Annotated in this window: 23 protein-coding genes; 13 read left to right on the forward strand and 10 right to left on the reverse strand. The window is 41.6% G+C overall.

The window, feature by feature from the left end:
- Positions 1-121 precede the first annotated feature (121 nt).
- Positions 122-796: a signal peptidase I gene (gene lepB, locus ACOB82_RS01665; protein ID WP_448211245.1), complete on the forward strand. Its 675-nt coding sequence runs from the start codon at positions 122-124 to the stop codon at positions 794-796.
- A gap of 590 nt (positions 797-1,386) precedes the next feature.
- Here lepB and ACOB82_RS01670 read toward each other — a convergent pair.
- The 3 genes from ACOB82_RS01670 to mfd are packed head-to-tail and all read right to left on the reverse strand — an operon-like array spanning position 1,387 to position 7,012.
- Positions 1,387-1,674: a DUF1244 domain-containing protein gene (locus tag ACOB82_RS01670; RefSeq protein ID WP_448211173.1), complete on the reverse strand. Its 288-nt coding sequence runs from the start codon at positions 1,672-1,674 to the stop codon at positions 1,387-1,389.
- 45 nt (positions 1,675-1,719) lie between these two features.
- On the reverse strand, positions 1,720-3,483 hold the full coding sequence (locus ACOB82_RS01675; RefSeq protein WP_448211174.1) for a CsiV family protein: 1,764 nt from the start codon (positions 3,481-3,483) through the stop codon (positions 1,720-1,722).
- A gap of 16 nt (positions 3,484-3,499) precedes the next feature.
- Positions 3,500-7,012: a transcription-repair coupling factor gene (gene mfd / locus ACOB82_RS01680; RefSeq protein WP_448211176.1), complete on the reverse strand. Its 3,513-nt coding sequence runs from the start codon at positions 7,010-7,012 to the stop codon at positions 3,500-3,502.
- 300 nt (positions 7,013-7,312) lie between these two features.
- On the opposite strand from mfd, the gene ACOB82_RS01685 reads away from it, so the two are divergent.
- Both ACOB82_RS01685 and ACOB82_RS01690 read left to right on the forward strand, forming a co-directional pair.
- A complete protein-coding gene (locus ACOB82_RS01685) occupies positions 7,313-8,821 on the forward strand; it encodes a DUF4397 domain-containing protein (protein ID WP_448211177.1) in 1,509 nt (502 codons plus the stop codon).
- Positions 8,822-8,975: 154 nt separating this feature from the next.
- The gene (locus tag ACOB82_RS01690; protein ID WP_448211179.1) at positions 8,976-9,437 is read left to right on the forward strand and encodes a DUF4124 domain-containing protein; all 462 of its coding nucleotides are present in this window, start codon (positions 8,976-8,978) and stop codon (positions 9,435-9,437) included.
- 87 nt (positions 9,438-9,524) lie between these two features.
- Here the strand turns inward: ACOB82_RS01690 and trpA are convergent, their stop codons facing one another.
- The 7 genes from trpA to aroF are packed head-to-tail and all read right to left on the reverse strand — an operon-like array spanning position 9,525 to position 17,238.
- On the reverse strand, positions 9,525-10,343 hold the full coding sequence (gene trpA / locus ACOB82_RS01695; protein WP_448211180.1) for a tryptophan synthase subunit alpha: 819 nt from the start codon (positions 10,341-10,343) through the stop codon (positions 9,525-9,527).
- Positions 10,343-11,548, reverse strand: a complete 1,206-nt coding sequence (gene trpB, locus ACOB82_RS01700) for a tryptophan synthase subunit beta (RefSeq protein ID WP_448211181.1) — start codon at positions 11,546-11,548, stop codon at positions 10,343-10,345. The genes trpA and trpB overlap by 1 nt, the downstream gene beginning before the upstream one ends.
- Before the next feature lies 1 nt (position 11,549).
- On the reverse strand, positions 11,550-12,926 hold the full coding sequence (gene trpCF / locus ACOB82_RS01705; RefSeq protein WP_448211183.1) for a bifunctional indole-3-glycerol-phosphate synthase TrpC/phosphoribosylanthranilate isomerase TrpF: 1,377 nt from the start codon (positions 12,924-12,926) through the stop codon (positions 11,550-11,552).
- Positions 12,926-13,942, reverse strand: a complete 1,017-nt coding sequence (trpD, locus tag ACOB82_RS01710; RefSeq protein WP_448211185.1) for an anthranilate phosphoribosyltransferase — start codon at positions 13,940-13,942, stop codon at positions 12,926-12,928. The genes trpCF and trpD overlap by 1 nt, the downstream gene beginning before the upstream one ends.
- On the reverse strand, positions 13,942-14,595 hold the full coding sequence (locus ACOB82_RS01715; protein WP_448211186.1) for an aminodeoxychorismate/anthranilate synthase component II: 654 nt from the start codon (positions 14,593-14,595) through the stop codon (positions 13,942-13,944). Before ACOB82_RS01715 ends, trpD begins: the two co-directional genes overlap by 1 nt.
- Entirely contained in the window at positions 14,585-16,201 is a 1,617-nt protein-coding gene (locus ACOB82_RS01720; RefSeq protein ID WP_448211187.1) for an anthranilate synthase component 1, read from the reverse strand. The genes ACOB82_RS01715 and ACOB82_RS01720 overlap by 11 nt, the downstream gene beginning before the upstream one ends.
- Positions 16,202-16,221: 20 nt before the next feature.
- Positions 16,222-17,238: a 3-deoxy-7-phosphoheptulonate synthase gene (gene aroF / locus ACOB82_RS01725; RefSeq protein WP_448211189.1), complete on the reverse strand. Its 1,017-nt coding sequence runs from the start codon at positions 17,236-17,238 to the stop codon at positions 16,222-16,224.
- A gap of 414 nt (positions 17,239-17,652) precedes the next feature.
- Here aroF and rnm point away from each other — a divergent pair, with 414 nt between their 5' ends.
- From rnm to ACOB82_RS01775, 10 genes are all read left to right on the forward strand, one after another.
- Complete coding sequence (rnm, locus tag ACOB82_RS01730; protein WP_448211190.1) at positions 17,653-18,531, forward strand: RNase RNM; 879 nt, start codon at positions 17,653-17,655, stop codon at positions 18,529-18,531.
- 124 nt (positions 18,532-18,655) lie between these two features.
- The gene (locus tag ACOB82_RS01735) at positions 18,656-19,276 is read left to right on the forward strand and encodes an L-threonylcarbamoyladenylate synthase (RefSeq protein WP_448211192.1); all 621 of its coding nucleotides are present in this window, start codon (positions 18,656-18,658) and stop codon (positions 19,274-19,276) included.
- A gap of 30 nt (positions 19,277-19,306) precedes the next feature.
- Positions 19,307-20,077 carry a segregation and condensation protein A gene (locus ACOB82_RS01740; protein ID WP_448211194.1) on the forward strand — a complete coding sequence of 257 codons (771 nt, stop codon included), beginning with the start codon at positions 19,307-19,309 and terminating at the stop codon, positions 20,075-20,077.
- Positions 20,074-20,649, forward strand: a complete 576-nt coding sequence (gene scpB, locus ACOB82_RS01745; protein ID WP_448211196.1) for an SMC-Scp complex subunit ScpB — start codon at positions 20,074-20,076, stop codon at positions 20,647-20,649. The genes ACOB82_RS01740 and scpB overlap by 4 nt, the downstream gene beginning before the upstream one ends.
- Positions 20,650-20,715: 66 nt before the next feature.
- Entirely contained in the window at positions 20,716-21,579 is an 864-nt protein-coding gene (rluB, locus tag ACOB82_RS01750) for a 23S rRNA pseudouridine(2605) synthase RluB (RefSeq protein ID WP_448211198.1), read from the forward strand.
- 143 nt (positions 21,580-21,722) lie between these two features.
- Positions 21,723-22,868, forward strand: a complete 1,146-nt coding sequence (gene rnd / locus ACOB82_RS01755) for a ribonuclease D (protein WP_448211199.1) — start codon at positions 21,723-21,725, stop codon at positions 22,866-22,868.
- A gap of 800 nt (positions 22,869-23,668) precedes the next feature.
- A complete protein-coding gene (locus tag ACOB82_RS01760; RefSeq protein WP_448211201.1) occupies positions 23,669-23,956 on the forward strand; it encodes a YcgL domain-containing protein in 288 nt (95 codons plus the stop codon).
- Positions 23,957-23,959: 3 nt separating this feature from the next.
- Complete coding sequence (locus ACOB82_RS01765; RefSeq protein ID WP_448211203.1) at positions 23,960-25,033, forward strand: lytic murein transglycosylase; 1,074 nt, start codon at positions 23,960-23,962, stop codon at positions 25,031-25,033.
- Between the two features lie 46 nt (positions 25,034-25,079).
- Positions 25,080-25,742, forward strand: coding sequence for a fumarylacetoacetate hydrolase family protein (locus tag ACOB82_RS01770; protein WP_448211205.1), 663 nt, complete (start codon positions 25,080-25,082; stop codon positions 25,740-25,742).
- Positions 25,735-26,292, forward strand: a complete 558-nt coding sequence (locus ACOB82_RS01775) for a YcgN family cysteine cluster protein (RefSeq protein WP_448211207.1) — start codon at positions 25,735-25,737, stop codon at positions 26,290-26,292. The genes ACOB82_RS01770 and ACOB82_RS01775 overlap by 8 nt, the downstream gene beginning before the upstream one ends.
- Positions 26,293-26,338: the final 46 nt, after the last annotated feature.

Raw genomic sequence — 26,338 nt, forward strand, 5'->3', positions numbered from 1 at the left:
GTAGAGGCTAATTAATGCCTAGCCAACTTGCTCTCTAAAAACATTTCATAGAGCTTTTAATCGAAGGAATTGGGAGAGTAATGTGACGCACAATAAGATAAATAGTCAGGTAAAAACTCAAATAAATAACCAGGCAAATAGAACGCTAAGTAAGTTATTAACGTTATTACAAGAAAATCGCAGCTTTATCTTATTTATTTTATTGATGAGTGTGTTTAGAAGTGCGGTCGCCGATTGGAATGATGTGCCAACCGGTTCGATGAAACCAACAATTGTTGAAGGCGATCGTATTTTCATTAATAAAATGGCTTACGATCTGCGTGTGCCATTTACCCATATTTCTTTAATGCAAACAGGTGAACCGGCTTATGGTGATGTTGTTATCTTTGACTCGAAAGCTGCAGATAAGCGTTTAGTTAAGCGTGTTATTGGTGTACCAGGTTATACGGTAGCGATGGCAAATAATGTCTTAACCATTAATGGCAAGGCACTAGCCTATCAGCAACAAACTAATAGCGATAATGTTAACCTTGATTATATTGAAGTGAACGGTGAGCATCAGCACTTTATTCGGATAAATGACAACCAAGCTGCCAGCAGCTTTCAACCGGTCATTGTGCCAGCAGGTCATTATTTAGTGCTTGGTGATAACCGCAATAACAGCGCAGATTCTCGTTATATCGGTTTTGTACCGCGCACTGAAATTGTTGGTAAAAGTGAAAGTGTCGCGTTTTCATTAAATTACGATAATTACTTTTTGCCAAGAGTAGAGCGGTTTTTTAGTTCATTAGATTGATGAAAATAACATTGTGGTGGTTGCCGCAGCACCTAAGAGAATGGTTATAAAATACATCCCTGTATTTTACCTTTCAGGCCATCTTCGATGTTCAAATTCGCTCCTGACGAATTTGAGCGCCGCTACCCCCACATGAAACCTCATGGCGCTGCAGCAATTTGTTTCTCCGGATTTTAATAAATTTTTCGAGCTAAGCGTTTAGATAGCATCTTCATGTGCTAACTAACGTTGCTGGCTTTCCCTGCCAGCACTTGCTGAAAATTATTTATCATTCAGACATTTTACTAAGCAGATTAATGCTTCGTTCGAGTTTCGTGATGAATATCGTCATTCCAGCGAAGGCTGGAATCTTTATGAGTTTTTAAAGTAAATTGAAACGAAGTAGATTCCGCATCAAGTGCGGAATGACGGTAATCTTGAAGGAGCCTGGAATTCCGCGTCGCTGTGTGCATAGAGATGAAAGAGGGCAGCAAAGGTTTTCCCTCTTTTGTGCTGTCGCCACCGCGACAATATAACTTAAACAATGATCAACACTCGAAAGTATTTATTGTTTTAAAAAGATAATATGCGCTGAGCGATGAAAGTGTTAACTACTTCTTATTCAACTCATTAAACTTCGCCAATTGCTCTTCCGTTGCAGGCAATTGATACTTATCTTTCCACTCTTCATACGGCATACCGTAAACACTTTCGCGCGCGGTATCGATATCAACCGTTACCCCAAGCTTCTCTGCTTCTGCAACTGTCCATTTAGAAAAGCAGTTACGGCAAAAACCTGCGAGGTTCATTAGCTCAATATTTTGCACATCTTTGCGGCTGTCTAAGTGCGCTAATAAGCGACGAAATACTGCGGCTTGAATTTCAATTTCTTTATCCATGTTCTTTCCTAACTTTTTCAATAACTTAACCTGTTGTTCGAATGGCTATTCTTGGTTTTCTGCTTGTTCTGGCTCTGGTTTTTCATAACGCCTAATTTGCACAATCATGCCGATATACGGGTGATCAAAATAATGAATTTCAGTGCTAATCACCCGCTTGTTTTGGCTAAATGGGACCAGTTTAAACTGAAACTGTTCAGCAGTTTGCTGGGCTGTAGAAACAGGCTTACCATTATTTTTCTCTAACTGCTTATCGGCTGAATAAGGCACAGCCACATTAAAATCTGCAGTAATAAATAAGTAATGGCTTAAATGTAAACGAAATAAGCCTTCAACAAACCAGTTTTGGTTAGGCGCTTGTGGCGCAATTAGCACAGTATCACCGTGTGTCACTGCCTGACTGCTTTGTAAAACACTGCTTGTTGGTGTTTCTTTTAGTTCTGCGATTGTTGATTCGACAGTAAAGCTTTGCTGATCATATGCTTGGTAAAGCTCGTTAAGTTTTTGCTGAATTAGCTGGTTTTTAGTGTGCTCTAACTTAGCTAACTTAGCTAACTCGCTATCAGTATCGGCGATTATTTCATTGGCCGCAGTACTTTCTATGGTGCCAGTTGAATCAGGTGAATCAAGGGTTAAACTGTTTTCATTGCCCAAAGTAGGGTTCTGCAGTTGCCATTCGGCATATTCTGCGGCTGCTTTTGCTTCTTGATAGGTACTTAGCGCCTGCTGGTATTGCTGGCCATAATGTTCGCCGGCAAATAGGCGAATGGCGGGCTCTCTGGCTGGGTTGCGACGATTAATTAATGATTGGCGCCACCCTAAATGTAATAGCGGTTTAAAGTCGCGACTACGACGTAATTGCGTGGTGATATCGATTAGTTTAAGCGAGTCAGCACTGATTAAATAAGGCTTGTCGGTGTCGACAAACTCTGGGTTATCAATAATGCCGCTAAGCTCATCAATTGGGTATGACGGCAGAGCATTGATTTGTTCAATACCTTTTTGCCAAGTAAGATAATCAGCGATTGTACTACGTTCATTAATAACGGTGGTTTGACAAAGCACTTGGTTATTAGCATGGTTGCTGGCATCAGTGGTTAGGGCATGATAGCTAAATTGCTGATTTATGTTATCAAAATGGCTAGCAAAATAACTTTCGGCATCAATCACTAATTGACGCTGTTGTTCGGTTAATTCAACAATTACTTCAAATGGATCTTCTTGCTGTAATTGACTGCTCTGTTCGCCTAGAACCCTCTGCTCGCTTAGCTTATTCTGTTCGCTAAGTTCAGACACTTGGTTTAGCTCGCTTTGAGCGCCTTGTAGTGCCGAGTTTGCTCCACTGTTAATGGTTAGATTGTTCTCGGTAGAATCGTTAACTGCGGTATTAAGTGCTGAAAATTCATTGGCTTGCGCCTTATCTTGTTCGATATCTTCTAGCGACTTTTCACTATGTAAAGGTGGCAACGAGACATTTGCAAGGTAATTTGCTGGGTATTGGCGAGTTTCACAGCTAGGCAATTGTAGGCGCAGTGTATCGGTATCTGGGTAAAGATATGGCGTTAATAAATCCACGACTTTCCGATAGTTAGGCAAACTGGCTTTACCGTCGAAAATTTCCGGATCATTTGATTTATCGCCTAATTGGCTAAATAAAATTACTTCAACTTCAAACCAACGCTTATCAATGGCGGCAGCTGACTGTGAGCAATAGCTTAATAATATAGCGCCTGCCAGTGCAGAAAAGGTTGTCGTTGGCTTTTTGAAAATTGCCGTCATAGGTTTACAGGTTCTAAGCATTTTGTTCATAGCATACCAGAGTCGATTAACGCTTTGTAAGTTCGGCTAAAATTGCATTGATGATGCTAAAGCGCTGAGCGGCATCTTCGGTGGCTTTGATAAATTTCAGCTTGTTTGCTCCTTCCATTTTATAAACGTTTGGTTGCTGTTGAATCAAGCCAATTATCTTCATTGGGTCTACTTGAGTATTGTCGGAAAATTCAATTGAGCCATGTGCAGGTCCCATTTCAATGCGGGCAATGCCGATTTTTTGCGCCTTTAATTTTAATTTAGCAATGTGCACTAAGTTTTTGGTGGCTTGCGGCAGTAGACCAAAACGATCAATTAATTCCACCTGAATTTCATCCAATGCTTCTTTGTCAGTACAGCTGGCGATACGTTTATAAATACTTAAGCGCAGGCTGACATCAAAAATATAGTCTTCTGGCAATAGTGCCGGAATACGTAAATCAATATCGGTTTGATTGGCCGTTAAGTTCTCTAACGTCGGTTCTTTACCTGCTTTTAGGGCTGCAACTGCTTGGTCAAGCATTTCCATGTATAAACTAAAGCCGACCTGACTCATTTGGCCACTTTGATCTTCGCCCAGTAGTTCACCGGCGCCACGAATTTCTAAATCGTGAGTGGCAAGCGTAAAGCCAGCACCCAAATCTTCTAATGAGGCAATGGCTTCAAGACGCTTTTTCGCATCTTTGGTCATACGTTTTTCGTGTGGCGTTAGCAGATAAGCATAGGCTTGGTGATGTGAACGACCAACACGACCACGAAGCTGATGGAGCTGTGCTAAACCAAGGTTATCGGCTCTATCCATAATAATGGTGTTGGCGCTTGGCACATCAATACCGGTTTCAATAATGGTAGTACACACCAGTACGTTAAAACGCTGGTGATAAAAATCACTCATGATTTTTTCTAGGTCACGCTCGCGCATTTGACCGTGGGCGGTCACCACTTTTGCCTCTGGCACTAATTCGGCAATATCGCGGGCGGTTTTATCTATTGTTTCAACATTGTTATGCAGAAAATAGACCTGACCACCACGTAAGATTTCCCGCAAAATTGACTCACGAATAAGCGCATCTTCGCGCTGACGGACAAAGGTTTTCACTGCTAAACGTTTTGCTGGCGGGGTGGCAATAATCGATAAGTCGCGCATGCCGCCCATTGCCATATTCAGCGTTCTTGGAATAGGCGTTGCAGTTAGTGTTAAAATATCAATATCGCTACGCAGCTGTTTGATTTTTTCTTTTTGTTTAACGCCGAACCTGTGCTCTTCATCAACAATCAGTAGCCCTAAGTCTTTATATTTAATGCTGTTTTGCAATAGTTTATGAGTGCCGATCAGAATGTCGATTTGACCATTTTCAACTTTTTCAATTACCGCATTTTGTTCTTTAGCGGACTTAAAGCGCGACAGCACTTCAATAGTCACTGGCCAGTTGGCAAAACGATCGCGGAAGTTTTCATAATGCTGTTGGGCAAGTAGGGTAGTCGGCACTAAAATCGCCACTTGTTTGCCATCGTTTACCGCAACAAAGGCAGCGCGCATGGCCACTTCGGTTTTACCAAAGCCAACATCACCACACACTAAGCGATCCATTGGCTTGTTATCGAGCATATCGCTGATCACTGCGTGAATGGCCTGTTCTTGATCAAGAGTTTCTTCAAAGCCAAAGCTGGCAGCAAACGCTTGGTAATCTTCTTTATTGCGCTTGAACTGATAACCTTTTTTACTGGCGCGATTAGCGTAAACATCAAGTAATTCAGCGGCCACATCTTTAATTTTTTCAGCGGCTTTACGCTTGGCTTTTGACCAAGTATCGTTACCAAGTTTATGTAATGGTGCATGCTCAGGATCATTGCCCGAATAACGGCTGATTAAATGTAGTGATGCCACCGGTACATATAACTTAGCGTCGTTGGCGTAACTTAAGGTCAGAAATTCTGTGGCTATACCGCCAGTTTCTATGGTTTGTAAGCCTAAGTAGCGGCCGATACCGTGGTCAATATGCACCACTGGCTGGCCAGCACTTAATTCTGCTAAGTTTTTAAAGATGGCATCGGCTTGCACATCTTGTTGTTTAGCGCGGCGACGGGTTTGTTTAACCGTATCACCCAGTAATTCGGTTTCGGTGATAACGGCAATTTTTTGTTCGCCACTATTCTTGCCGTCGCTACCGCCTAAACTGCAGCTAAAACTAAAACCTTGGCTTAAGGCATTAACGGTAATGGCAATTTGTTCATCGCTGTGAATAAAATCATCAATGCTTGGCGCAATAGTGGGTTTTATGTCATTACGTTTAAGTAGCTCTAATACGCTTTCACGGCGACCTTGAGATTCAGCAACAAATAACAAACGATGCTTTTTATGAGTCCTGATAAAACCATTTAACGCGGCAAAAGGTTGTTTTTGCTGATGTTCAACCGCAAGCATTGGCAGCGCTTCGCTGGCAAATAAAATTTGAGATGGCTTTTTACGTGGTGGCTTTGCTGGCGATACGGTAATGCGATCAAATGGCTTAAGCGCGGAAAATAATTGCTCTTTTGATAAATATAACTGCTCAGGTGGCAGCAGCGGACGTGTTGGATCGTATCGTCTGTCTTCATAGCGATAGGTAATATCGTGCCAGTAATGATCGATTGCCTGCTCTATATCACCGATAATTACCGGCAGGGTGTTGGCTGGTAAATAGTCAAATAAGTGATTGGTTTGCTCGAAAAATAGCGGCAAATAATATTCAATACCGGCTGGCATAATGCCATTGCTAACTTGATGATAAACCGATTCTTTATCTATGGTGCTGGTAAATTGTTCGCGGTATTGAGCACGGAAGAGGTTAATACCGGCTTCGTCCGTGGGAAATTCTCTGGCTGGCAGTAAGTTGATTTCAGCAATTTTATCGCTTGAACGTTGCGAGTCTGGATCAAATAACCGTATTTCTTCGATTTCATCATCAAAAAAGTCTAATCGAAACGGGGCATTACTGCCCATTGGGAATAGATCGAGAATTGCGCCGCGTGCTGAAAACTCACCATGTTCCATTACTTGGTCAACATTTCGGTAGCCGCTGGCTTCAAGTTCTTGGCGCAGTTGATGAAGATCTTTTTTGTCGCCACGTTTGATCATTAACGCGTTTGCTTCAAGGTACGACTTCGGTGATAAGCGCTGTGCCAAGGTGGTAATAGGTACAATAATCAAACCTTGCTGCATTCTTGATAGTGCATAAAGCGTGGCTAACCGCTGCGAAATAATATCTTGATGCGGCGAAAAGCTATCATAGGGTAGCGTTTCCCAATCAGGGAATAAACACACAGTTAATGACTGTTTGGTTTTTAAACTTTCTAACTCTTGCTCTAGACGTAATGCTGTCGGGGTGTCATGAGTGATCACTAAGAGTGGTTTATTTGCCTGAAGCGCAGCATGGTAAAGCGCTAAACTGGTACTGGAACCTGCAAGGTTGACCCATTCTTTTTTATCAACTTTATCAGCGTGTGCTAATGGCAATTCAGGTGCTAAAAGGCTTGTAAAATTACTCATGAATGACGATTAAATCTTGTTGAAAATTCGTTAATTTTTTTCGGAGCGCTAGTGTAACACGCTAGCCCTGATTCTCAACTTTTGTCCTTGCTTTATCTCAGCTAAAACTAGGCTATAGCACTTGTTTTAGCCCAATTATTCAGCGCAAACGTAAAGAAGCGTAAAGCTATGTAAAGTTTGAATCTAGCGCTGAACTTAATAAGTTCCACCCGCTCTATTAGCCAACTTTTGCAAAAATCGATAGCTATTCAACAGCGATGCAAAAGATAAAAAAATACTAAATAATTAAAGGGTGAAACCATGTTTAAGTTGTTAAGCAAACCAAGTGTTAGCACAAGCTTAGTTGTGCCAATTGCTGCCAGTTTATTGTTACTAAGTGCTTGTGACTCTGGCGGCTCAAGTGATGACAGTACCAAAGTCGGTTATGTACAGTTTTATAACGCTTCTGCCAATGCGCCGGAAGTTTATTTAACCATTGATGAAGATTTAGATGAAGACGATGATGATGAAATAGAGCGCACCTATAGCGCGGTATCCTATGGCAGTGCATCAAGTCGTAATGAATTAGAAAAAGGCGATTATTACGCAGAGCTTGGCTGGCAAAGCGATGATAGCAGTGCACGTGAAGATTTAACCCAGCTGTTTCAAGAGCAAATTGAGGTAACTAAGGAAAATATTAATTTTTTAGTATTGGCGGAAGATATTACTGCGCCAGCTGTTTTTCAGTACAGCATTCCTGTTATTGACGATGATAATGATGCCAGCGAAGACTTATTTAATATTCGCTTTTTAAACTTGAATAAAGACTTTGGTGATGTCGATATTTACATTTCACAAAGTGATGAAACCTTTAATGAAGCCGAGCTGATTGATAGTGCTGGTTACAGCGAATTAACGGTTAACCATAAATTTGGTCAAGACGAATATACGTTTTATATTACTGCAGCAGGTAGTGAAGAGGTGGTGTTTGTTTCTGAACATATTAATTTTCAATACACCTCGCAATATGTTTTAGCGTTGCGGGAAAACGTAGGAATTGATACCACGCCATTTACCGTCGATTTAATTACTAGTAGCAGCACTTATCAATATCAACGTCAAGGCTCTGCAGCACAGTTTCGTGCATATAATGGTATTTTGCTTAACGACTTACTACCAGATTACCAGGGAAATTTAGATATTTATTCGCAGCCAAATAATGCTCAGGCCGATATTAGTCAGCTAGCGATTGGCCAATTTAGCTCAAGTATTAATACTGCGCAGGGCGATTATAGCTTTGTGGTTAAAGCCAGTGAAAGCGAGGTAAATTTACTGAAAAATCATTTAGTAACGCTAACCGGTAATATAGATAAAACCGTGTTTTTCTACGCATCGGAAGAATATGTCGATGAAGATGGTGATGGCAATGTCGATGAAGATAATGATGGTATTGTTGACGAAATCGAAATTACTGTTAATTCACTGGTGGTGAAAAACAGCACTAGCCAAGCTATTTATCAACATAATGTTAGCATTGTTAATTTGGTCGACGACCCTGATTTTAGTTCGATTAATGTTTACTTTGTTCGTAGTGATGAGCTAATTGAAAGTGCTGAATATAAGAAAGCCGTACCATTTGCCGGCAATGACAGTTTAACCTTGTTAAATAATACCTATCAGGTTTTTGTTGTTGCGAAAGTAAACAGTAGTGACATGATTTTAGCGCAGCAAATTTTAACCTTAGATGAAGACAGCGATAATCAATTTGTCATTGTTCAGCAAGATCCGAATTCGGCAAGTGGTTATAGCGTGTTAATTGCGGCGCAATAAACATAGGTAGTTAGTCATAAATAGCAGGTTGTTGCTAAAAATTGTTTTCTTCTATCGTATAAGCGCCCAGTATTTCGTAGCTTATTGGCATATTGATAGCTTCGGTCTATACTGGGCGTAAGTACCGAATGACACTCATTGACAAGGATAAGCTGTGCCTAAGTGCTTATTACTAATATTAATTTTATCGTTTACTGGTATTGGCCATGCTGCTCAAGATAACATGGTTTATTACTGGGTGGATGAAAACGGTAATGTTCACTATTCCGATATGCCCAGTGCGGTAAATGCTAAATTAATTTTGGTTAAACCAGGGCTTACTGCTACAGCGGATCAAGCCAAATTTCCTGAGCCTACTTTTTCAGAATCTAGCCCTTCTGAACAGAGCATAGCTGAAATAGCTGTTGAACATAAATTAGGTGGCGATAATTCAGGTAATAGTAATGATGTTAATGCGCTGCAAGTGCCTGATAGTGCTGAAGACTGTCGTGATTTGCGAGTTGAAATGAATAAGCGTATGCGTGAGCTAAATGGTGTCGGCAATGAGCAAGCAAGGTTGGCTCGGATCTTTTTAACCGAAGCTGATAAGGCGTTAAAGCAGGGGAATTGCCAATAGCTTTTTTCGTACTAAAAACTTGAGGTTAGCAACAAAAAACGAGCTAAAAAGCTCGTTTTTTTATTGCTAACCATCACTATTTTTCTTCTAGCTTCTAGTTGCCGCTTTCATTTCACTAACAAATGCCGTTAGCGCAGATAACATTTCATCGTAATTATCTAAATGCTGTTCAATAATTTTTACTGTAGCAGAGCCACTAATAGCGCCAGCAGCACCAGAGGCTATTGCTTCACTCACTTGCTGAGGCGTTGAAATACCAAAGCCTAAAACAGGAGGTGGCGCATTATATTCGGCTAAGCTGGCAATAAGATGATTAGCTGGCATTGCCGCTTTGGTTTCAGTGCCAGTAACACCTGCTCGGCTTAATACATAAGTGTAGCCCTGACTATATGCTGCAACTTGCTTTAAGGTATCGTTCGAGGCATTAGGCGGCGCTATAAAAATAGGCGCAATGCCGCTTTCTAAAGCTGCTTTTCTAAATGGTGCGCTTTCCCTTATAGGCACATCGGCAATTAAAATTGAATCAACGCCAGCATTGCTCATATCGTGATAGAACGTATCGATACCGCGGGCAAACACCAAATTGCCATAAAGTAATAAACCAATTGGCGTATTCGGCGAATAGGCTCGGATTTCGGTTAAAATCTCAATACAGACATCGGTGGTAATTCCTGCATCTAACGCGCGAATGCCGGCCATTTGAATGGTTACGCCATCAGCACTTGGATCTGAAAATGGAATACCTAATTCTAAGGCATCAGCCCCAGCGTCAATTAATGCTTTAATGATGGCAATTGACTGAGCTTTGGTCGGGTCGCCTAAGGTGACAAACGGAATAAAAGCTCCTTCATTTTTAGCTTTTAACGCGGCAAAACATTGTTGATAACGAGCGCCTAGTTGTGTCATTATTCCGCTCCTTCCTGAGTTGATGCTAATATACTGTGGACATGGGCCAGATCTTTATCACCGCGCCCTGATAAATTTACTAAAATCACCGTTTCTTCGGTGACATCTTTGGCCATTTTTAATGCTTGTGCCAGCGCGTGAGATGACTCAAGCGCAGGAATAATACCTTCACATTTTGCCAATAACTGAAACGCAGCTAGCGCTTCATCATCATTAATCGCCACATAATGTGCACGACCGGTTTCTTTTAAAAACGCATGCTGAGGACCTACACCTGGATAATCTAAGCCAGCAGAAACTGAATAAGACTCTTCAATTTGGCCAAATTCATTTTGCATAATGTAAGTGTAATTACCATGAAGCATACCTTTAGTGCCCGCAGTTAAGGTGGCGCCATGCTCGTCAGTGTTTATGCCTTTTCCGCCAGCCTCAACACCGATTAGTTTCACGCCAGTTTCTTTAATAAAATCGCTGAACATGCCAATAGCGTTAGAGCCACCGCCAACACAGGCAATGACATAATCGGGTAACCTGCCTTCTTGTTCCAATAATTGTGCTTTAGCCTCTTCGCCGATCATCTTTTGAAATTCGCGGACAATCGTTGGAAACGGGTGCGGGCCTGCAGCAGTACCTAATAAGTAATGGGCATTATCATAATTGGCTGACCAGTCGCGCAGTGCTTCATTAACCGCATCTTTTAATGTGCCGCTACCTGCGGTAACCGGAATTACTTCTGCGCCCATTAAGCGCATGCGAAAAACATTAGGTTGCTGGCGCTCACAGTCTTTAGCTCCCATATAAACCCGACATTTTAAGCCCAAAAGCGAACAGGCAATAGCTGAGGCCACACCATGTTGACCAGCGCCAGTTTCGGCAATAATTTCAGTTTTACCCATGCGTTTGGCAAGTAGCGCTTGGCCTAACACTTGATTGGTTTTATGAGCTCCACCGTGGAGTAAATCTTCACGTTTTAAGTAAATTTTTGCCAATGGGTTCGGCGAAATATTGCTGCATAAGGTTAGTGGAGTCGGTCGACCAGCATAGTCTTTTAATAAGCGATTAAACTCCTTGATAAAGCTTTGATCTTGCTGTGAATCAATAAACGCTTGTTCTAGTTGCTCAAGAGCTGGCACCAATAATTCGCTGACAAACATGCCGCCGAAATCGCCGAAATAAGGTGAAAGTTGCGTGGTATTTTCTGACATTTTAATAATTCCTAATTTGGGCAAAAAGTTGCTGTAGTTTCGCCGCAGACTTAATACCCGGTGCATCTTCTGCCCCTGAGTTAATATCAAGTCCGAAAAGTTCTTGTTGTTGCATGCTGTTAATCGCTTTGCTGATATTATCTTGCTGTAAACCGCCAGCCAGTAGGCAAGTTGATAAATCTTGTTCGCTGTCCATTAGCAGTTGCCAATTAAACGGCTGACCACTGCCGGGGGATTTACCATCTAACACATAATGATCAATGCTTAAGTTTAAGCTAGGGACTTCGTCGCGTACCGCCAGTGCTTTCCAAATTTGGCAATTTGCCGGCAGTATCTGACGCAATTGGTCGATATAAGCTTGATCTTCATTGCTGTGTAATTGCACTGCATGAAGCTGCAATTGCTTGGCAGTAGCTGCAACCTGATTAGGCTCGGCATCAACAAATACCCCAACATAATTAAGGCTAGTAACTTGTTTGAGAATCACTTGCGCTTGCTCAAGGCTAATACAGCGCGGCGATTTTTCCGCAAAAATAAAACCACCATAGACAGCACCAGTATTTTTCGCGGCGTCGGCGTCTTGCGCACGCGTTAAGCCACAAACCTTATTAGGGCCATAAATTAATGTTCGGCAGGCAAGGTCAACATCGGTTTGCGCCATAATTGAGCTGCCCACTAAAAAACCATTAACTGCTGGCGCTAATTCTCGCACTTGATCATGGGTGTAAATGCCAGATTCTGAGATGATTAATCTATCTGCCGGAATATGTGGTGCAAATTCAAATGTGCGGGCGATATCGGTGGATAAATCGCGTAAGTTGCGGTTATTAATGCCAATTAATTTAGCATCAAGAGCAATCGCGCGTTTAAGTTCTTCAGCCGTTGATACTTCAGTTAATATCGCCAAATTGTACTGTTTTGCAACATTGGCAAGCTCGGTATATTCGCTATCATTAAGCACACTTAACATCAGTAAAATCGCATCTGCGCCGTAATATCTAGCAAGATAAACCTGATAAACATCAACAAAAAAATCTTTATTTAGCACCGGCGCTTGAACTGTACTGGTAACTTGTTTTAGATAATCAAAGTTTCCTTGAAAATATTTTTCATCGGTAAGCACTGAAATACCTGCGGCGTATTTGTCATAAATTTGTGCAATTGCTACTACGTCAAAATTAGGCCGAATCAGGCCTTTAGAAGGAGAAGCTTTTTTACACTCTAAAATAAAACCAGCATTTTCTTGGGCTAAGTTACCATATAAATCTTTGGTGGTTGGCGCTAAGGTATCGATAAAAGTAGCCAGCGGCAGAGCTTGTTTACGCGCTGCTATTTCAATGCGTTTATCGGCGACAATTTTTGCTAAAACGTTTGCCATTAGCTGATTTCCTCATTTGAAAGCGCCACTAAGCTATTGAGCGTGGTAAGACCCTTGCCTGACTTTAACGTTTGCTCGGCAATAGCTTTAGCCTCCATTAGTGAGCTCGCTTTATCATGCAAGTAAAGTAGCGCAGCGCAGTTGATAATGACTGCTGCGTTATGAGCATCGATACCGTGACCGGCTAAAATTTGCTTAATGGTTTCGGCATTTTCTTGTGGCGTGCCACCTTTAATCTCGTCTAATTCGTAGTGCTCAAGACCAAAGTCACTTGGGGATATTACGCGTTCGGTAATTTCGCCGTGATTAATTTCTAGCACTTGCGTTGCGCCGTGTAAGGCAATTTCATCTAGGCCAGCGCCATGAACGACCCATGCGCGTGTAACGTCAGTTAATACCAGAACGTTCGCCATTATTTTCAGTAGTTCTGGCGTATAAACCCCGAGTAACATAGTGCTAGGCGCTGCTGGGTTAACCAATGGCCCTAAAATATTAAATAGCGTGCGCACCCCCATGGCCTTTCTTACCGGTGCGGCATGTTTAAAACCTAAGTGATAAGCCGGGGCAAAAAGGAAACAGATGTTCGCTTGAGTTAAACAATTAGCCGCAACGTCAGGCGACATCATTAAATTAACGCCAAACGCTTCGAGTAAATCAGCAGAGCCCGACATGGATGACACACTGCGATTACCGTGCTTGGCCATTTTTAAACCACAAGCTGCAGCAAGAATGGCGGCGGTGGTTGAAATATTGATGGTGTTAGCACCATCGCCACCAGTGCCTACGCAATCAGCAGTTGTAAAATCAAGGACTGGAAATGATGTGGCATTGGTTCGAACGGCGAGTGCGGCACCAGCAATTTCTTCAGGGGTTTCGCCTTTAATTTTTAGTGCGGTTAATACTGACGCTAGAAGCTCTGGCGCAATCTCGCCGTTAATCATTTGCTCAAAAAATTGCTGAGACTCTGTTTGGCTTAATGATTGTTGCTGAATTAATTTTTCTAAAATATTTGTCATTAACTTGCTCCTGATCCTTGTTGTTCTTGGTGAGCATGAAATAAATCAAACACATGGTTAATCGCTTGCGCCAGCAAATTGCTGCCATAAGTGGTTAATATTGATTCTGGGTGAAATTGAAAGCCAACCACTGCATCTTGGCTATGCTCAATGGCCATCACTAAATCATTGACACTGCCGGTAACTGTTAAATTATCAGGCATTTTTATCGCAACTAGCGAGTGATAGCGAGCAACGGGGAGTGGTGATTCAATGCCGGCAAATGCACCAGTTTGACTGTGGCTAATTGCCGATGACTTACCATGAACAATTTCAGGGGCGCGATCGACTTTTCCGCCGTAATGTTCAATTAATGCTTGGTGACCTAAGCAAATACCAAGAATTGGATATTTACCGGCGGCATGTTCAATTAATGCCATTAAACAGCCGGCACTAGCTGGGTTTCCAGGGCCTGGTGACAGCACAATTAACACTTCACCATCAAGTTTATTCAGTTCATCAATGATAAAGCTTAATGGCAGGGTATTACGATAAACTTTGGGGCTAAAGCCAAGCTGGTAAAATTCATCCACTAAGTTATATGTAAATGAGTCTAAGTTATCGAGCATCACGATATGACGCACAGCCTTGGCGTTTTGACTGTTAGTTGCCATCACTTACTCCTTGTAGTCCTTGCTGCTCAGCTAAATAAATTGCATTAATTACCGCTTGGGCTTTTTGTTTGGTTTCATTGGCTTCTGCCTGCGGGTTTGAGTCAAACACGACACCGGCTCCTGCTTGCACATAAGCGGTATTATTGGCGACAAAGGCAGAGCGAATCACAATACACGTATCCATATCGCCATTGCCGGTCATGTAACCCACTGCGCCGCCGTAGCTGCCGCGTCGTTTGCTTTCGACTTTTCGAATCAGTTCAGTGGCTTTAACTTTCGGCGCACCAGAAAGTGTGCCCATATTCATACAAGCTTGATAAGCGTGCAGGGCATCTAGCTCAGGTTTTAATTGACCACACACTCGTGAAACTAAATGCATAACATGCGAGTAGCGATCGACTTTTAATAGGTCGGCAACATGGCGGGTGCCAGGTACTGCGACGCGGGCAATATCATTGCGGGCTAAATCAACCAACATAATATGCTCGGCTAATTCTTTTTGATCTTGGCGCAGCGCTAGTTCGATACGGCTATCTAAATCCGGTGATAATTTGCCATTAACTTTGCCGCGCGGCCTAGTACCCGCAATTGGGTAAAGCTCTACTTGATTGGTGGACGCTTGATACTTTAACGCAGACTCTGGTGAAGCGCCGAATATGCAAAATTCTTCATCTTGCATAAAAAACATATAAGGGCTGGGATTAGTCAACTTTAACGCTTGATAGCTGTTTAATGGCGAGCTACACGGTAACGAGAACGTCCGTGATGGTACGACTTGAAAAATATCTCCAGCGCGAATGTGCTCTTTTAATGCCTCAACATGTTGGCAAAAAGCTTGGTCGCTAATATCAGGTGTTGCTGATGCTGTTGAAGCGCTATTCGCCGCAGTAGTGCTGATATCAATTATTGTTTCGTTAACAATAGCATTGGTCAGTAACGATTTTATTTCCGATAACCGACGGCTAATTTCAAAATAACACTTTTGCTGATGTTCGCCAGAAAAAACGTTGCCAATAATTTCACTGGTGCGTTTCTCATGGTCAATTACCACAATAGTTTCAGCTAAATAAAATACATAATCTGGGCAAGTATTTTCTTTGGTCGCAACTTCTGGCAATTGCTCGGCCACTTCCATTAAGTCAAAGGCAAAACAGCCGGCTAGAAATACGGCAAAGTCGTGATGATCGCTATTGATAATCTGTTTCACTAAGCGCAGTGCATCAAACACATTGTGGGCTTGTAATCTTGCCAGTTCATCCAGGTTGATATTGGTTGGGCTAAATGTTGCAATAACCTGGTTACCATCTTCGGTAATCTCGGCAATTTCCGCTAATGGCTGACGAATAAAGCTAAGTGCGGCTTCACCATTAAGTGATAGTGGCGTGAATGTTACTGTGTTGCCTAAGCAAGCAATTTTTAGCGCAGCATCAGTCACTAATAAACTTTTCAGCTTATGTTTCTTATCGATTTCTGCTGATTCTAGCAACACCGTATGCGGCTTTTGCTGACAAAGCGCTTTATATACCGCGAGCGGATCCGCTTGGTAATTAGCCGTGCCGGAAAGGGTATTTACAGCACCTGCTTGGGTATTTACTTCAGTTCTCATTTGGCGTCCTTTCTAAGCGCTTATCTTAAAACCTTACCTGCAGCATTAACAAATGGTTTGATATCTGCCATTAGCTTAGCAAAATCATCCGCGGTTAACGCTTGATGTCCGTCAGATAATGCTTGTTTAGGGTTTAAATGAGTTTCAACAATGATACCGTCTGCGCCAACGGCAGCTGCTGCTCGCGATAAAGGATTAATTAATGAGCGCACACCGGTGCCATGTGATGGATCAACCAGCACTGGCAAATGGGTTTTTTCTTTTAAATAGGCGACTGCGTTTAAATCTAAGGTATTACGGGTGGCTGTTTCAAAAGTGCGAATACCGCGCTCGCATAAAATGACATTAGGGTTACCCGCATTAATGATGTACTCGGCAGCCAGCAATAATTCTTCAATGGTTGCACTCATGCCACGTTTCAACAGTACAGGTAATTGCTGTTTACCGACAGCTTCAAGCAAGCGGAAATTTTGCATATTGCGGGCACCAATTTGATAGCAGTCAATATACTGTGCCATTAATTCAGCATCACTTGGGTCGATAATTTCAGAAACAGTCGGTAATTGATATTGTGCTTTCGCCGCTTTAAGTAAGGCTAAACCTTCTTCACCTAAACCTTGGAAACTGTATGGGCTGGTACGCGGTTTAAACGCGCCGCCACGCAAAAGTGGAACGTGATGAGATTTAATCATCTCAGCTACACCAAATAGTTGTTCTTTAGATTCGACCGAGCAAGGACCCGAGATGACGGTAAAGTTATTGCCGCCAACTTTGACACCACCGATAGAAACAATCGAATCATGAGCCTGAAGCTCTCGGCTTACTAGTTTATAAGGGCTTAATACTGGCTTGATTTCATCTACCATAGGGTAGCTATCAAGGTGGAGTTGGCGAAGAATACGTTCATCACCTAAGGCGCCTAATACGGTGCGTTCAACACCTGGCATGTATAAAGGTTTTAAACCAAGCGAGGCAATTTTATCTAAAATTTCGTTGGCATCAGCTTCTGTGGCTTGTGATTTAAGTACAATAATCATTTTTTAATCCTAATGTTTGTTTATTTATATGTTCAGTCAACCGGCGTAAATAGGCTGAAGCCACCAAATAAACCAACTTTTAACTTTTGTTTTTAACATGTTGATAATCCAAAATGTTTTTATCGCTAAAACGAAAAAACCCGCCTAAAGGCGGGTTTTCATGAAATCTTTTCTTGGTATAACAAATACGCAAAAGCTCACAACCCACCTAAGTAGAGTTATGCCACCACCAAATCAGCTGTTGTGTTTGAATTAAATGTAATGCGTTTTTCATTTGTTTACGTTTACTTACGTTGTGTTTTAACTTTAACAATGCGCTAAAAATAAAAAAGCGATTTGTTAATCGTTCTGTCAATCTATCGCTGTTCGACGTAGAATGACCTTTCCCCTATAGAAGACCTGAATTCCGTTTTTATGTCAATAGCTGATTTTGACTTTAATTTAACCACGCGATGTGATTTTCATAGTCATACATCTTGCTCTGATGGTCGTCTTAGCCCGCAACAGTTGATAGACCGTGCAACGAACTTTCAAATTGATGTTTTGGCGATCACCGATCACGACACTGTTGCTGCGCTAGATAGTGCAAAACGTTATATTCTAGAACAAAATTTAACAATTAAATTGCTGCCGGGCATCGAAATTTCGACACTTTGGCAAAATTTTGAAATTCATATTGTCGGCTTAAATATCGACGCTTCTCACCCGGCAATTACTGAGCTTATCACTCGTCAGCAGCAAGCAAGGGAAAACCGAGCGCAAACTATATCTGACAAACTGGCAAAATGCGGTTTTGCTAATATGCTAGAACAGGCAAAAGCGCTAGTAGGGAATGGCACAGCGGGTGACGGTACTATCACACGTGCACACTTTGCTCGCGTATTACATGAACAAGGCCATGTGAGTACTATGCAAGCGGCATTCGATAAATATATTGGTAAGGGCAAACGCGCGTTTGTTAAACCATTGTGGTGCGATATTGCTGAGGCGGTAAATGTTGTTCATCAAGCAGGCGGGACAGCAGTGATTGCGCACCCTATGCGTTATGATATGACCGCGAAATGGTTGCGCAGGTTAATTATTGATTTTAAACAAGCGGGTGGCGATGCCATGGAAATTGTCTTGCCGCAAATGAATCCAGATCAAAGACGACTTATGCTAACATATTGTCTAGAATATGATTTATATGCTTCATTAGGTTCTGACTTTCATTACCCAAGCAAATGGAGTGATTTGGGACGAAACTTAAAACTGCCTGAGCAAGTAAAGCCTGTTTGGCAGCTTTGGCGTTAGCTTTAAGCAATACTAATATTAAGCGAAATTAATATTTTAAACGGAATTTATTTAATGGAACTTTCTTAACGGAAAAGTATTTACGCGCTCAGCTAACAATGAGTGCGACACAAGGTTGTAAATTATGAGTCAATTTTTCTATGTCCACCCAGAAAACCCACAAGCTCGCTTAATGAAGCAAGCCGCCGCTATGATTCACGAAGGTGCGGTCGTGGTATACCCAACCGACTCTGGCTATGCGCTTGGTTGCCAAATTGGTGATAAAAAAGCATTAGAACGTATTTGCCAAATTCGTAATATTGAAATGGATCATGACTTCGCCTTGGTATGTCGTGACTTATCGGAACTTTCTGAATACGCAAAAGTGGATAACACCGCGTTTCGATTAATGAAGAACAATACGCCGGGCGCTTATACGTTTATTTTCAAGGCCACCAAAGAAGTGCCGCGCCGGCTGATGAACCCGAAGAAAAAAACTATCGGTATTCGTATTCCCGACAATGCAATTGCTCAAGCACTATTGGCTGAGCTTGAACAACCTTTAATGTCGACCACGTTAATTATGCCGGGTCAGGATATGGCGGAATATGATCCGGAGCATATTCGCGACATTCTGGAAAAACGTGTCGATTTAATTCTTAATGGTGGCTATTTAGGTGAGCACCCAACCACAGTCATTGATTTTTCTGAAGGAGAAGTTGATATTGTTCGCGTTGGTGAAGGCGATGCAGAGCCATTTAAGTAACAGTTAAAGTAAACATAGTAAACTATTGAGATGGAACAACAGGAATTACCGTTTGCCACAATAAGAGGTCAGGCGTTTATTGAAAAGCCTAAAGATCTCTTTATTCCTGATATTCCGTTAGAAGTACATTTAGAAACTTTTGAAGGTCCATTAGATTTATTACTTTATCTAATTAAAAAGCAAAAGTTTGATATTGCTGATCTACCTATAGCGCCTATCTCTAAGCAATACTTTCAGTATATAGAACAACTTGAACGCCAAGATATTGATTTATCATCTGAATATTTAGTGATGGCGGCAACCTTGGCGCAAATAAAATCTCGATTGTTATTGCCTAAAGTTGAAGTAGAAGCGGAAGAAGACGATCCACGAGCGGAATTAGTCAGGCGTTTACAGGAATATCAATCAATTAAACAAGCCGCAGAACTGCTGGAAGAATTACCTCGCCAAGACCGAGATTTTTTTATCAAAGATCACGACTGGTCCTCACCGGCTGATCGTAAATTTGATGATATGGCATTAACCGATTTAATTGCTGCCTTTAGTAAAGTGTTACAAAAACAGGCGGCATTTGAACATCACCATATTCAGCGAGAATCGGTGTCGATGCATGATAAAATCAATGAACTGTTATTAACATTGAATAAAGCATCAAGGGCATTTAACTTAATTGAATTAATTGATGTAAATGAAGGGCGGCAAGGGGTTGTTGTGACCTTTCTAGCCATTTTAGAATTACTGAAAATGCAAAAAATAGCCTGTGAGTATCAGGAAAGTCAGTTAGTGGTATCGGCGATATGAATGAGAGTGCGCAAGTAACAGCTTTGATTGAAGCGATTATTTTCGCTGAAACTAAGCCTGTTCCACTTAAAGTGATTAAACAATTGGTTAATCAGCAATTTTCAGGCAAATATACCAGCCAAAAACTGCTGACAATACTCGATACCTTAATTAACGACTATGCCAACAAAGGCATGCAGTTAGTAAATGTTGCTGGCGGCTATCGCTTTCAAACCAATGAGCTTTATAAAAGCGTTATTGCACAAATGCACATAGATAAAGTGACTAAAATCTCACCGGCGATGATGGAAACAATTGCAATTATTGCCTATAAACAGCCAATTACTCGCTCAGAGATAGAAGAAATTCGCGGAGTAGCAGTAAGTAGTTATATAATAAAGACACTTTCTGAGCGCCAGTGGATTAAAATAGCAGGCCATAAAGAAGTACCTGGTCGACCTGCGTTATTTGTAACTACTAAACAATTTTTAGCGTATTTTGGTTTAAAGTCATTAAGCCAATTACCGCAGGTTATACCAACGAGTCATTCAAGCGAAAGCCGGAGTGACACTATGATAGAGACAGAAACGTAGCGTAGTGCTTTAGCTTTTAAAGTGATAGAGCCGCGTAAAGTTACTGACGTATGAGAATTAAGACCTATGTCTGAAAAGTTACAAAAAGTACTTGCAAGAGCAGGTAAAGGATCTCGCCGCGAAATGGAAGCGGTGATCAGTGCTGGCCGTGTTAGCGTTGATGGTAAAACCGCCTATTTAGGCGATCGCGTTGAAGGCACTGAGCAAATTCGAGTTGATGGTCATTTAGTTAAGCTACAAGCACCCAAAGAGCAAATTTGTCGCGTGCTAATGTACAACAAGCCTGAAGGTGAAATGTGTACTCGCAAAGATCCGGAAGGACGTCCTACGGTTTTTGACCGCCTGCCGCCGTTAGATGGTGGTCGCTGGATTGCGGTTGGTCGTTTGGATATCAATACCTCAGGCATGTTGTTATTCACCACTGATGGTGAGCTGGCGAATCGCTTAATGCACCCGTCACACAAAATCGAACGCGAATATGCAGTACGTGTTTTTGGTGAAGTTGATGAAGCTATGCTGCAACGTTTGCGTCACGGCGTAAAACTAGAAGATGGTCCTGCGAAATTTCAAAAAATTACCTATCGTGGTGGTGAAGGGCGAAATCACTGGTTCCATGTGGTGCTATCAGAAGGGCGTAATCGAGAAGTTCGAAGACTTTGGGAAAGTCAGGATGTGCAAGTTAGCCGCCTAATTCGCGTGCGCTATGGTGATCTTGAACTGCAACGGCAGCTACCTGTTGGTGGCTGGGCCGAACTACCATTGACGGATGTTAACTATTACCGTAAAGCGGTGAAACTGCCGTTAGAGGTTGAGTCTAAAGTTAAAGTTAATGAAAAGATGATTGATAATGCCAAGAACCGACGTATTCGTCGCAGCGTTAAAAAACATCAGCAGCGTCATCAGCAATCGGTACGCCGTAATCGAAAGTAATCGCAAATAACTTTCTAAGCAATAAACCGGCGTTTTCCGCTTGGTTTAGTCAACAAAATAAGTTAACGTGCCTGCTGCAAGTGATTGCTTGCAGGCATTTTTTTCGTGTAGTTTACGTAAATTGCGTATAAGGGCATTCATTCGTGCAAAGACATTATATTCATGATCAAGCAACTTTAAATTCGTTGTGCCAAGCGCTAGCGCAATCTGCGGTACTAGCCATTGATACTGAATTTGTTCGCACCCGCACTTTATACCCAAAGCTTGGCCTGTTACAGGTTAGTAATGGCGAACACCTTGCGCTAATTGACCCGTTAACTATTGAAGATTTATCACCATTTTGGCAACTAGTGGCTGACAAAAATATCGTTAAAGTGCTGCATGCCTGCTCAGAAGATCTAGAAGTGTTTTTAACTGCAGGTCAATGTCGTCCAAAAAATTTAATTGATAGCCAAATAATGATGATGTTTTTAGGCCATGGTTTATCCCTTGGTTATGCGGCAACCGTTAAGCATTATTTAGATATTGATTTAGATAAATCAGAATCGCGTACTGATTGGACTAAACGGCCACTAACTGAAAAACAATTAACTTATGCTGAGGCTGATGTAGAGTATCTATATCAGTTGTATCCCAGGCTATTAGCGGATATTGAGGCAAAAGGTTGGTTGAGCGCTTGCCAGCAAGAAACGGAAATGATGGTTGCCAAGAAATTTACACCAATTGATGAAGATAGCTTGTATCAAAATATCAAAATGGCGTGGAAGCTATCACCGAAGCAACTTAACAACCTCAAATATTTGGCCACTTGGCGTTATCAAAAAGCCAAAACCAAAGATCAACCGCTGAGTTTTATTGTCAAAGATCACAGCTTATTGCTGATTGCTCAACATCAACCTAAAAGTGTTGGCGCAATGGCGGGCATTGAAGGGGTCGAAACTTTAGATGTGCGTTATCAAGGTAAGGCGATGCTTCAGGTGTTAAAGCAAGCAGAAAGCGAGCCTGCGGAAAATTATCCGGCTAAGTTACGCCGTTTAGATGAATATCCAGGCTATAAGCAAACGTTTAAAAAAGTGAAGCAGTTAGTGGCTTCTATTGCCGAGCAGCATGGCTTGAGTCAAGAAAACTTGGCCTCTAAAAAGCAGCTCAATCAGTTTTTATCGTACTTCTATAAATTAAATGGCGTTGATCAGCAGTTAGCAAGTGTTGATGTATTGCAAAATTGGCGATTGCCTTTAGTTGGTGAGCCGTTGATGGAGTTTGCTGAAAAGGGGTTTAAAGGGAATTGATAACCTCCTAATTCTTCAAAAAATGTCCGGAGTGATCAAATTCTCTGTCGTTGGCTTTACTTCGTCATTCCAGCGAAAGCTGAAATCTCCTTAATTTTAATCGGCTCAACCTATTGGCAGAAGATTCCGAAACAAGTTCGGAATGACGTTAGAACTCGAGTCTGGCAACTTTAACCAATCCCATTGAAGCGGTTATATCATGTTCAGTGTTTTTGCCAAGCAGATTGATGCTCCGTTTGAGGGAGTGATTAAATTCTTGTCTTTGTCTTTGTCTTTACTACGTCATTCCAGTGAATGCTGGAATCTCCTTAATTTCAATTGGCTCAAGCTATAGGTAGAAGATTCCTAATCAAGTTCGGAATGACGTTAGAACACGAGCCTGGCAACTTTAACCAATCCCATTGAAGCGGTTTGATTTTGAGCCAGAAAAGCGTTTTGCGATGCGAGGCAGGATGGCGAGCACTGATGTTGGTACATGGAAGTAACATCATCAGGAATAGCAATTAAGCGCTGGTGAATAATCAAAGATTTCCGCTTCGTTGGGCGTCGGTGGGTTTCCAAAGGGCGGCACGGCGATGCGCCGCCCTTTAGGTGCTGCGGCCACCGCCGCAATATGATTAAAAATCACCTCAAATAATAAAGAATTTTTCCTACTTGGTTCGCGATAAATAGAAAGCTACTTTTAAAATCCTGTAATCCGCTCAACATAATAATTTTTAAGATTAACGGATGAACTTAGCTGATAACGCGTGTTATATTGGCTGTTCACAAGTTTTTCCATCAATTCATAGGTCTCCGTTATGCTATGTACGATTTATAAAAGTCCTAAAAAAGATCAAACTTATCTTTATATCAATAAACGAGATGATTTCTCACAGGTGCCAGAGGCGTTAATGACAACCTTTGGCAAGCCAATTTTAGTGACTGTGCTGAATTTAGCTAATCAGCAAAAATTAGCACTGGCTGATATTGATAAAGTTAAAGAAAACCTTGAAAGCAACGGCTTTTACTTACAATTACCACCACCAACCGAAAACTTGTTGGATGAACATAAAGCACAACAAAAACAGCAACAAGATAAGGAATAATTCATGAAACGTTTTTCTCGCCAATCTCTCTTTGCTTTAGTTGTTAGCCTAAGCTGTTCCGCATCGGTATTTACCGTTTCAGCTGCTTTTGCTGAACAAGTTGCTACTGAAGCAACTGATGTAAAACCGAGTTTTGAACAATATGTTGAAACATTAAAAACTGAAGCGCTTAACAAAGGTTTTTCACCAGCGTTAATTAATGCTAGTTTTGCTAAGGTAAAATTTTATCAACGCGCAGTAAAAGCCGATAGAAATCAGCCAGAAACGGTGGAAACGCTAGATACTTATTTACCGAAACGTGTTCCACAATGGAAAGTTGATCGCGCTCGTGCCATGTATAAAGAACATCAACAGCTATTAACCAAAATAGGTGAACAGTATGGCGTTCAACCGCGCTTTATCGTTGCCTTATGGGGGCTTGAAACTAACTTTGGTAAAATTATGGGCAACTTTAATGTGGTTTCTGCCTTATCAACCTTGGCGTATGAAGGTCGTCGTGAAGCGTTTTTCAAAAAGCAGCTTTGGGCAGCACTTACCATATTAGATGAAGGTCATATTAGTGTTGATGATATGAAAGGTTCGTGGGCTGGCGCTATGGGGCAAAACCAGTTTATGCCAACCTCATTTATTAATTATGCCGTTGACGGTGATGGCGATGGTAAAAAAGATATTTGGGGTAATCAGGCTGATGTTTTTGCTTCAATGGCAAATTACTTAAAAACCGAAGGTTGGAATGATGAACTCACTTGGGGGCGTCAGGTCAAATTACCAGAAGGTTTTGATACGAGCTTAGCCATTCCTAAAAATACCGGTAGTCGTAAAAACTGGTTAAAAGCTTGGGGTGAAACCGAAAAGTCATTGAAGCAATGGCAAGAGTTAGGCATTCGTAGAACTGATGGTACGGCGCTACCTAATGTTGATATTAATGCGGCGTTAATTTTCCCTGATGATGCAAACGGTAGAGCCTATTTGGCCTATGACAACTATAAGAGCTTAATGCACTGGAACCTGTCTTATTACTTTGTTAGCTCTGTTGGTCATTTATCTGATCGCATTAAGTTTCCACCTATTAACTAACCCATCAAGCGTTAGTATTAATTAGCATAAACGATAAAGGTTAATGATGTATCAGCATAAAGATATTCACGGAAATGGCATCGACTTACCCGTTGGTAAAGTAGTATGTGTTGGGCAGAACTATTTAGATCATGTCCATGAAATGAACAGCATAGTTAATGATGAAGCAGTTTTATTTATGAAGCCTAATACTGCTATTTGTGACTTACTATCGCCACTGGTTATTCCTCAAGGTAAAGGCGAGTGTCACAATGAAGCAGAAATTGCTATTTTGATTGGCAAACCGTTAAAAAATGCCGATGAAGGCACCATTTTATCGGCTATTTGGGGCTATGGTATCGGCTTGGATTTAACGCTTAGAGCGGTACAAAAATCCTTGAAAGAATTAGGGCGGCCTTGGGAGCGCGCTAAGTCGTTTGATTTTTCTGCGCCGCTATCACCTTTTGTTCCTGCTAATGAAATAGCTGATTCAAATAATATGGCGTTTAGTTTAACGGTTAATCACGAGTTACGTCAGCAAGGGCAGTCAGAGTTGATGATGCGACCTATTGTTCAACTATTAAAAATTATTAGTCAGGAATTTAGCTTATTACCTGGCGATGTTATTTTAACCGGAACCCCTAAAGGGGTAGGGCCATTAAATGCGGGCGACCAGCTTAACTTAACGTTTGAGCAATATCAGTTTGAAACGGTTGTTGCGAATGGCTAAATTTAATCCTAAAGCGAAACCTAAAACGATAAACAAGCAAGAGCCAGGAGCCGCGCCGTTTTGGGAAACTAAATCGTTAAAAGAAATGACGCGTCAAGAGTGGGAGTCGTTATGTGACGGCTGCGCTAAGTGTTGTTTGCATAAATTTATTGAAAGTGATGACGTTAGTGACGAAGACGAGTTTAAGCCTACTGACTTTATAGCCGAACACGAGCAAATGGAATACACCAACATTGCGTGTTATTTGCTAAACGATAAATCGTGTCAATGCACTAAATACAGCGAACGTACTAAGCTAGTACCGGATTGTGTGCAGCTTACCCAAGACAACTTAGATGATGTATTTTTTATGCCGCCAAGTTGTACCTATCGTCGTTTACAAGAAGGTCGCGGTATTCCAAGTTGGCACCCTCTGCTTCATAAGGGGAAGAAAAGCGCTATGCATAAAGCGGGGATGTCAGTGCGTGGCAAAATAGTCAAAGACGATGATGTTTATATGGAAGATTACCCTGACCATATTGTCGTTTGGCCATTAGACGATTTGGATTGATCGTCTAATGGTAATTATTTGCAAAGGGCAGAGAAACTAACACTCT

It is taken from the genome of Colwellia sp. MEBiC06753, assembly GCF_053470325.1.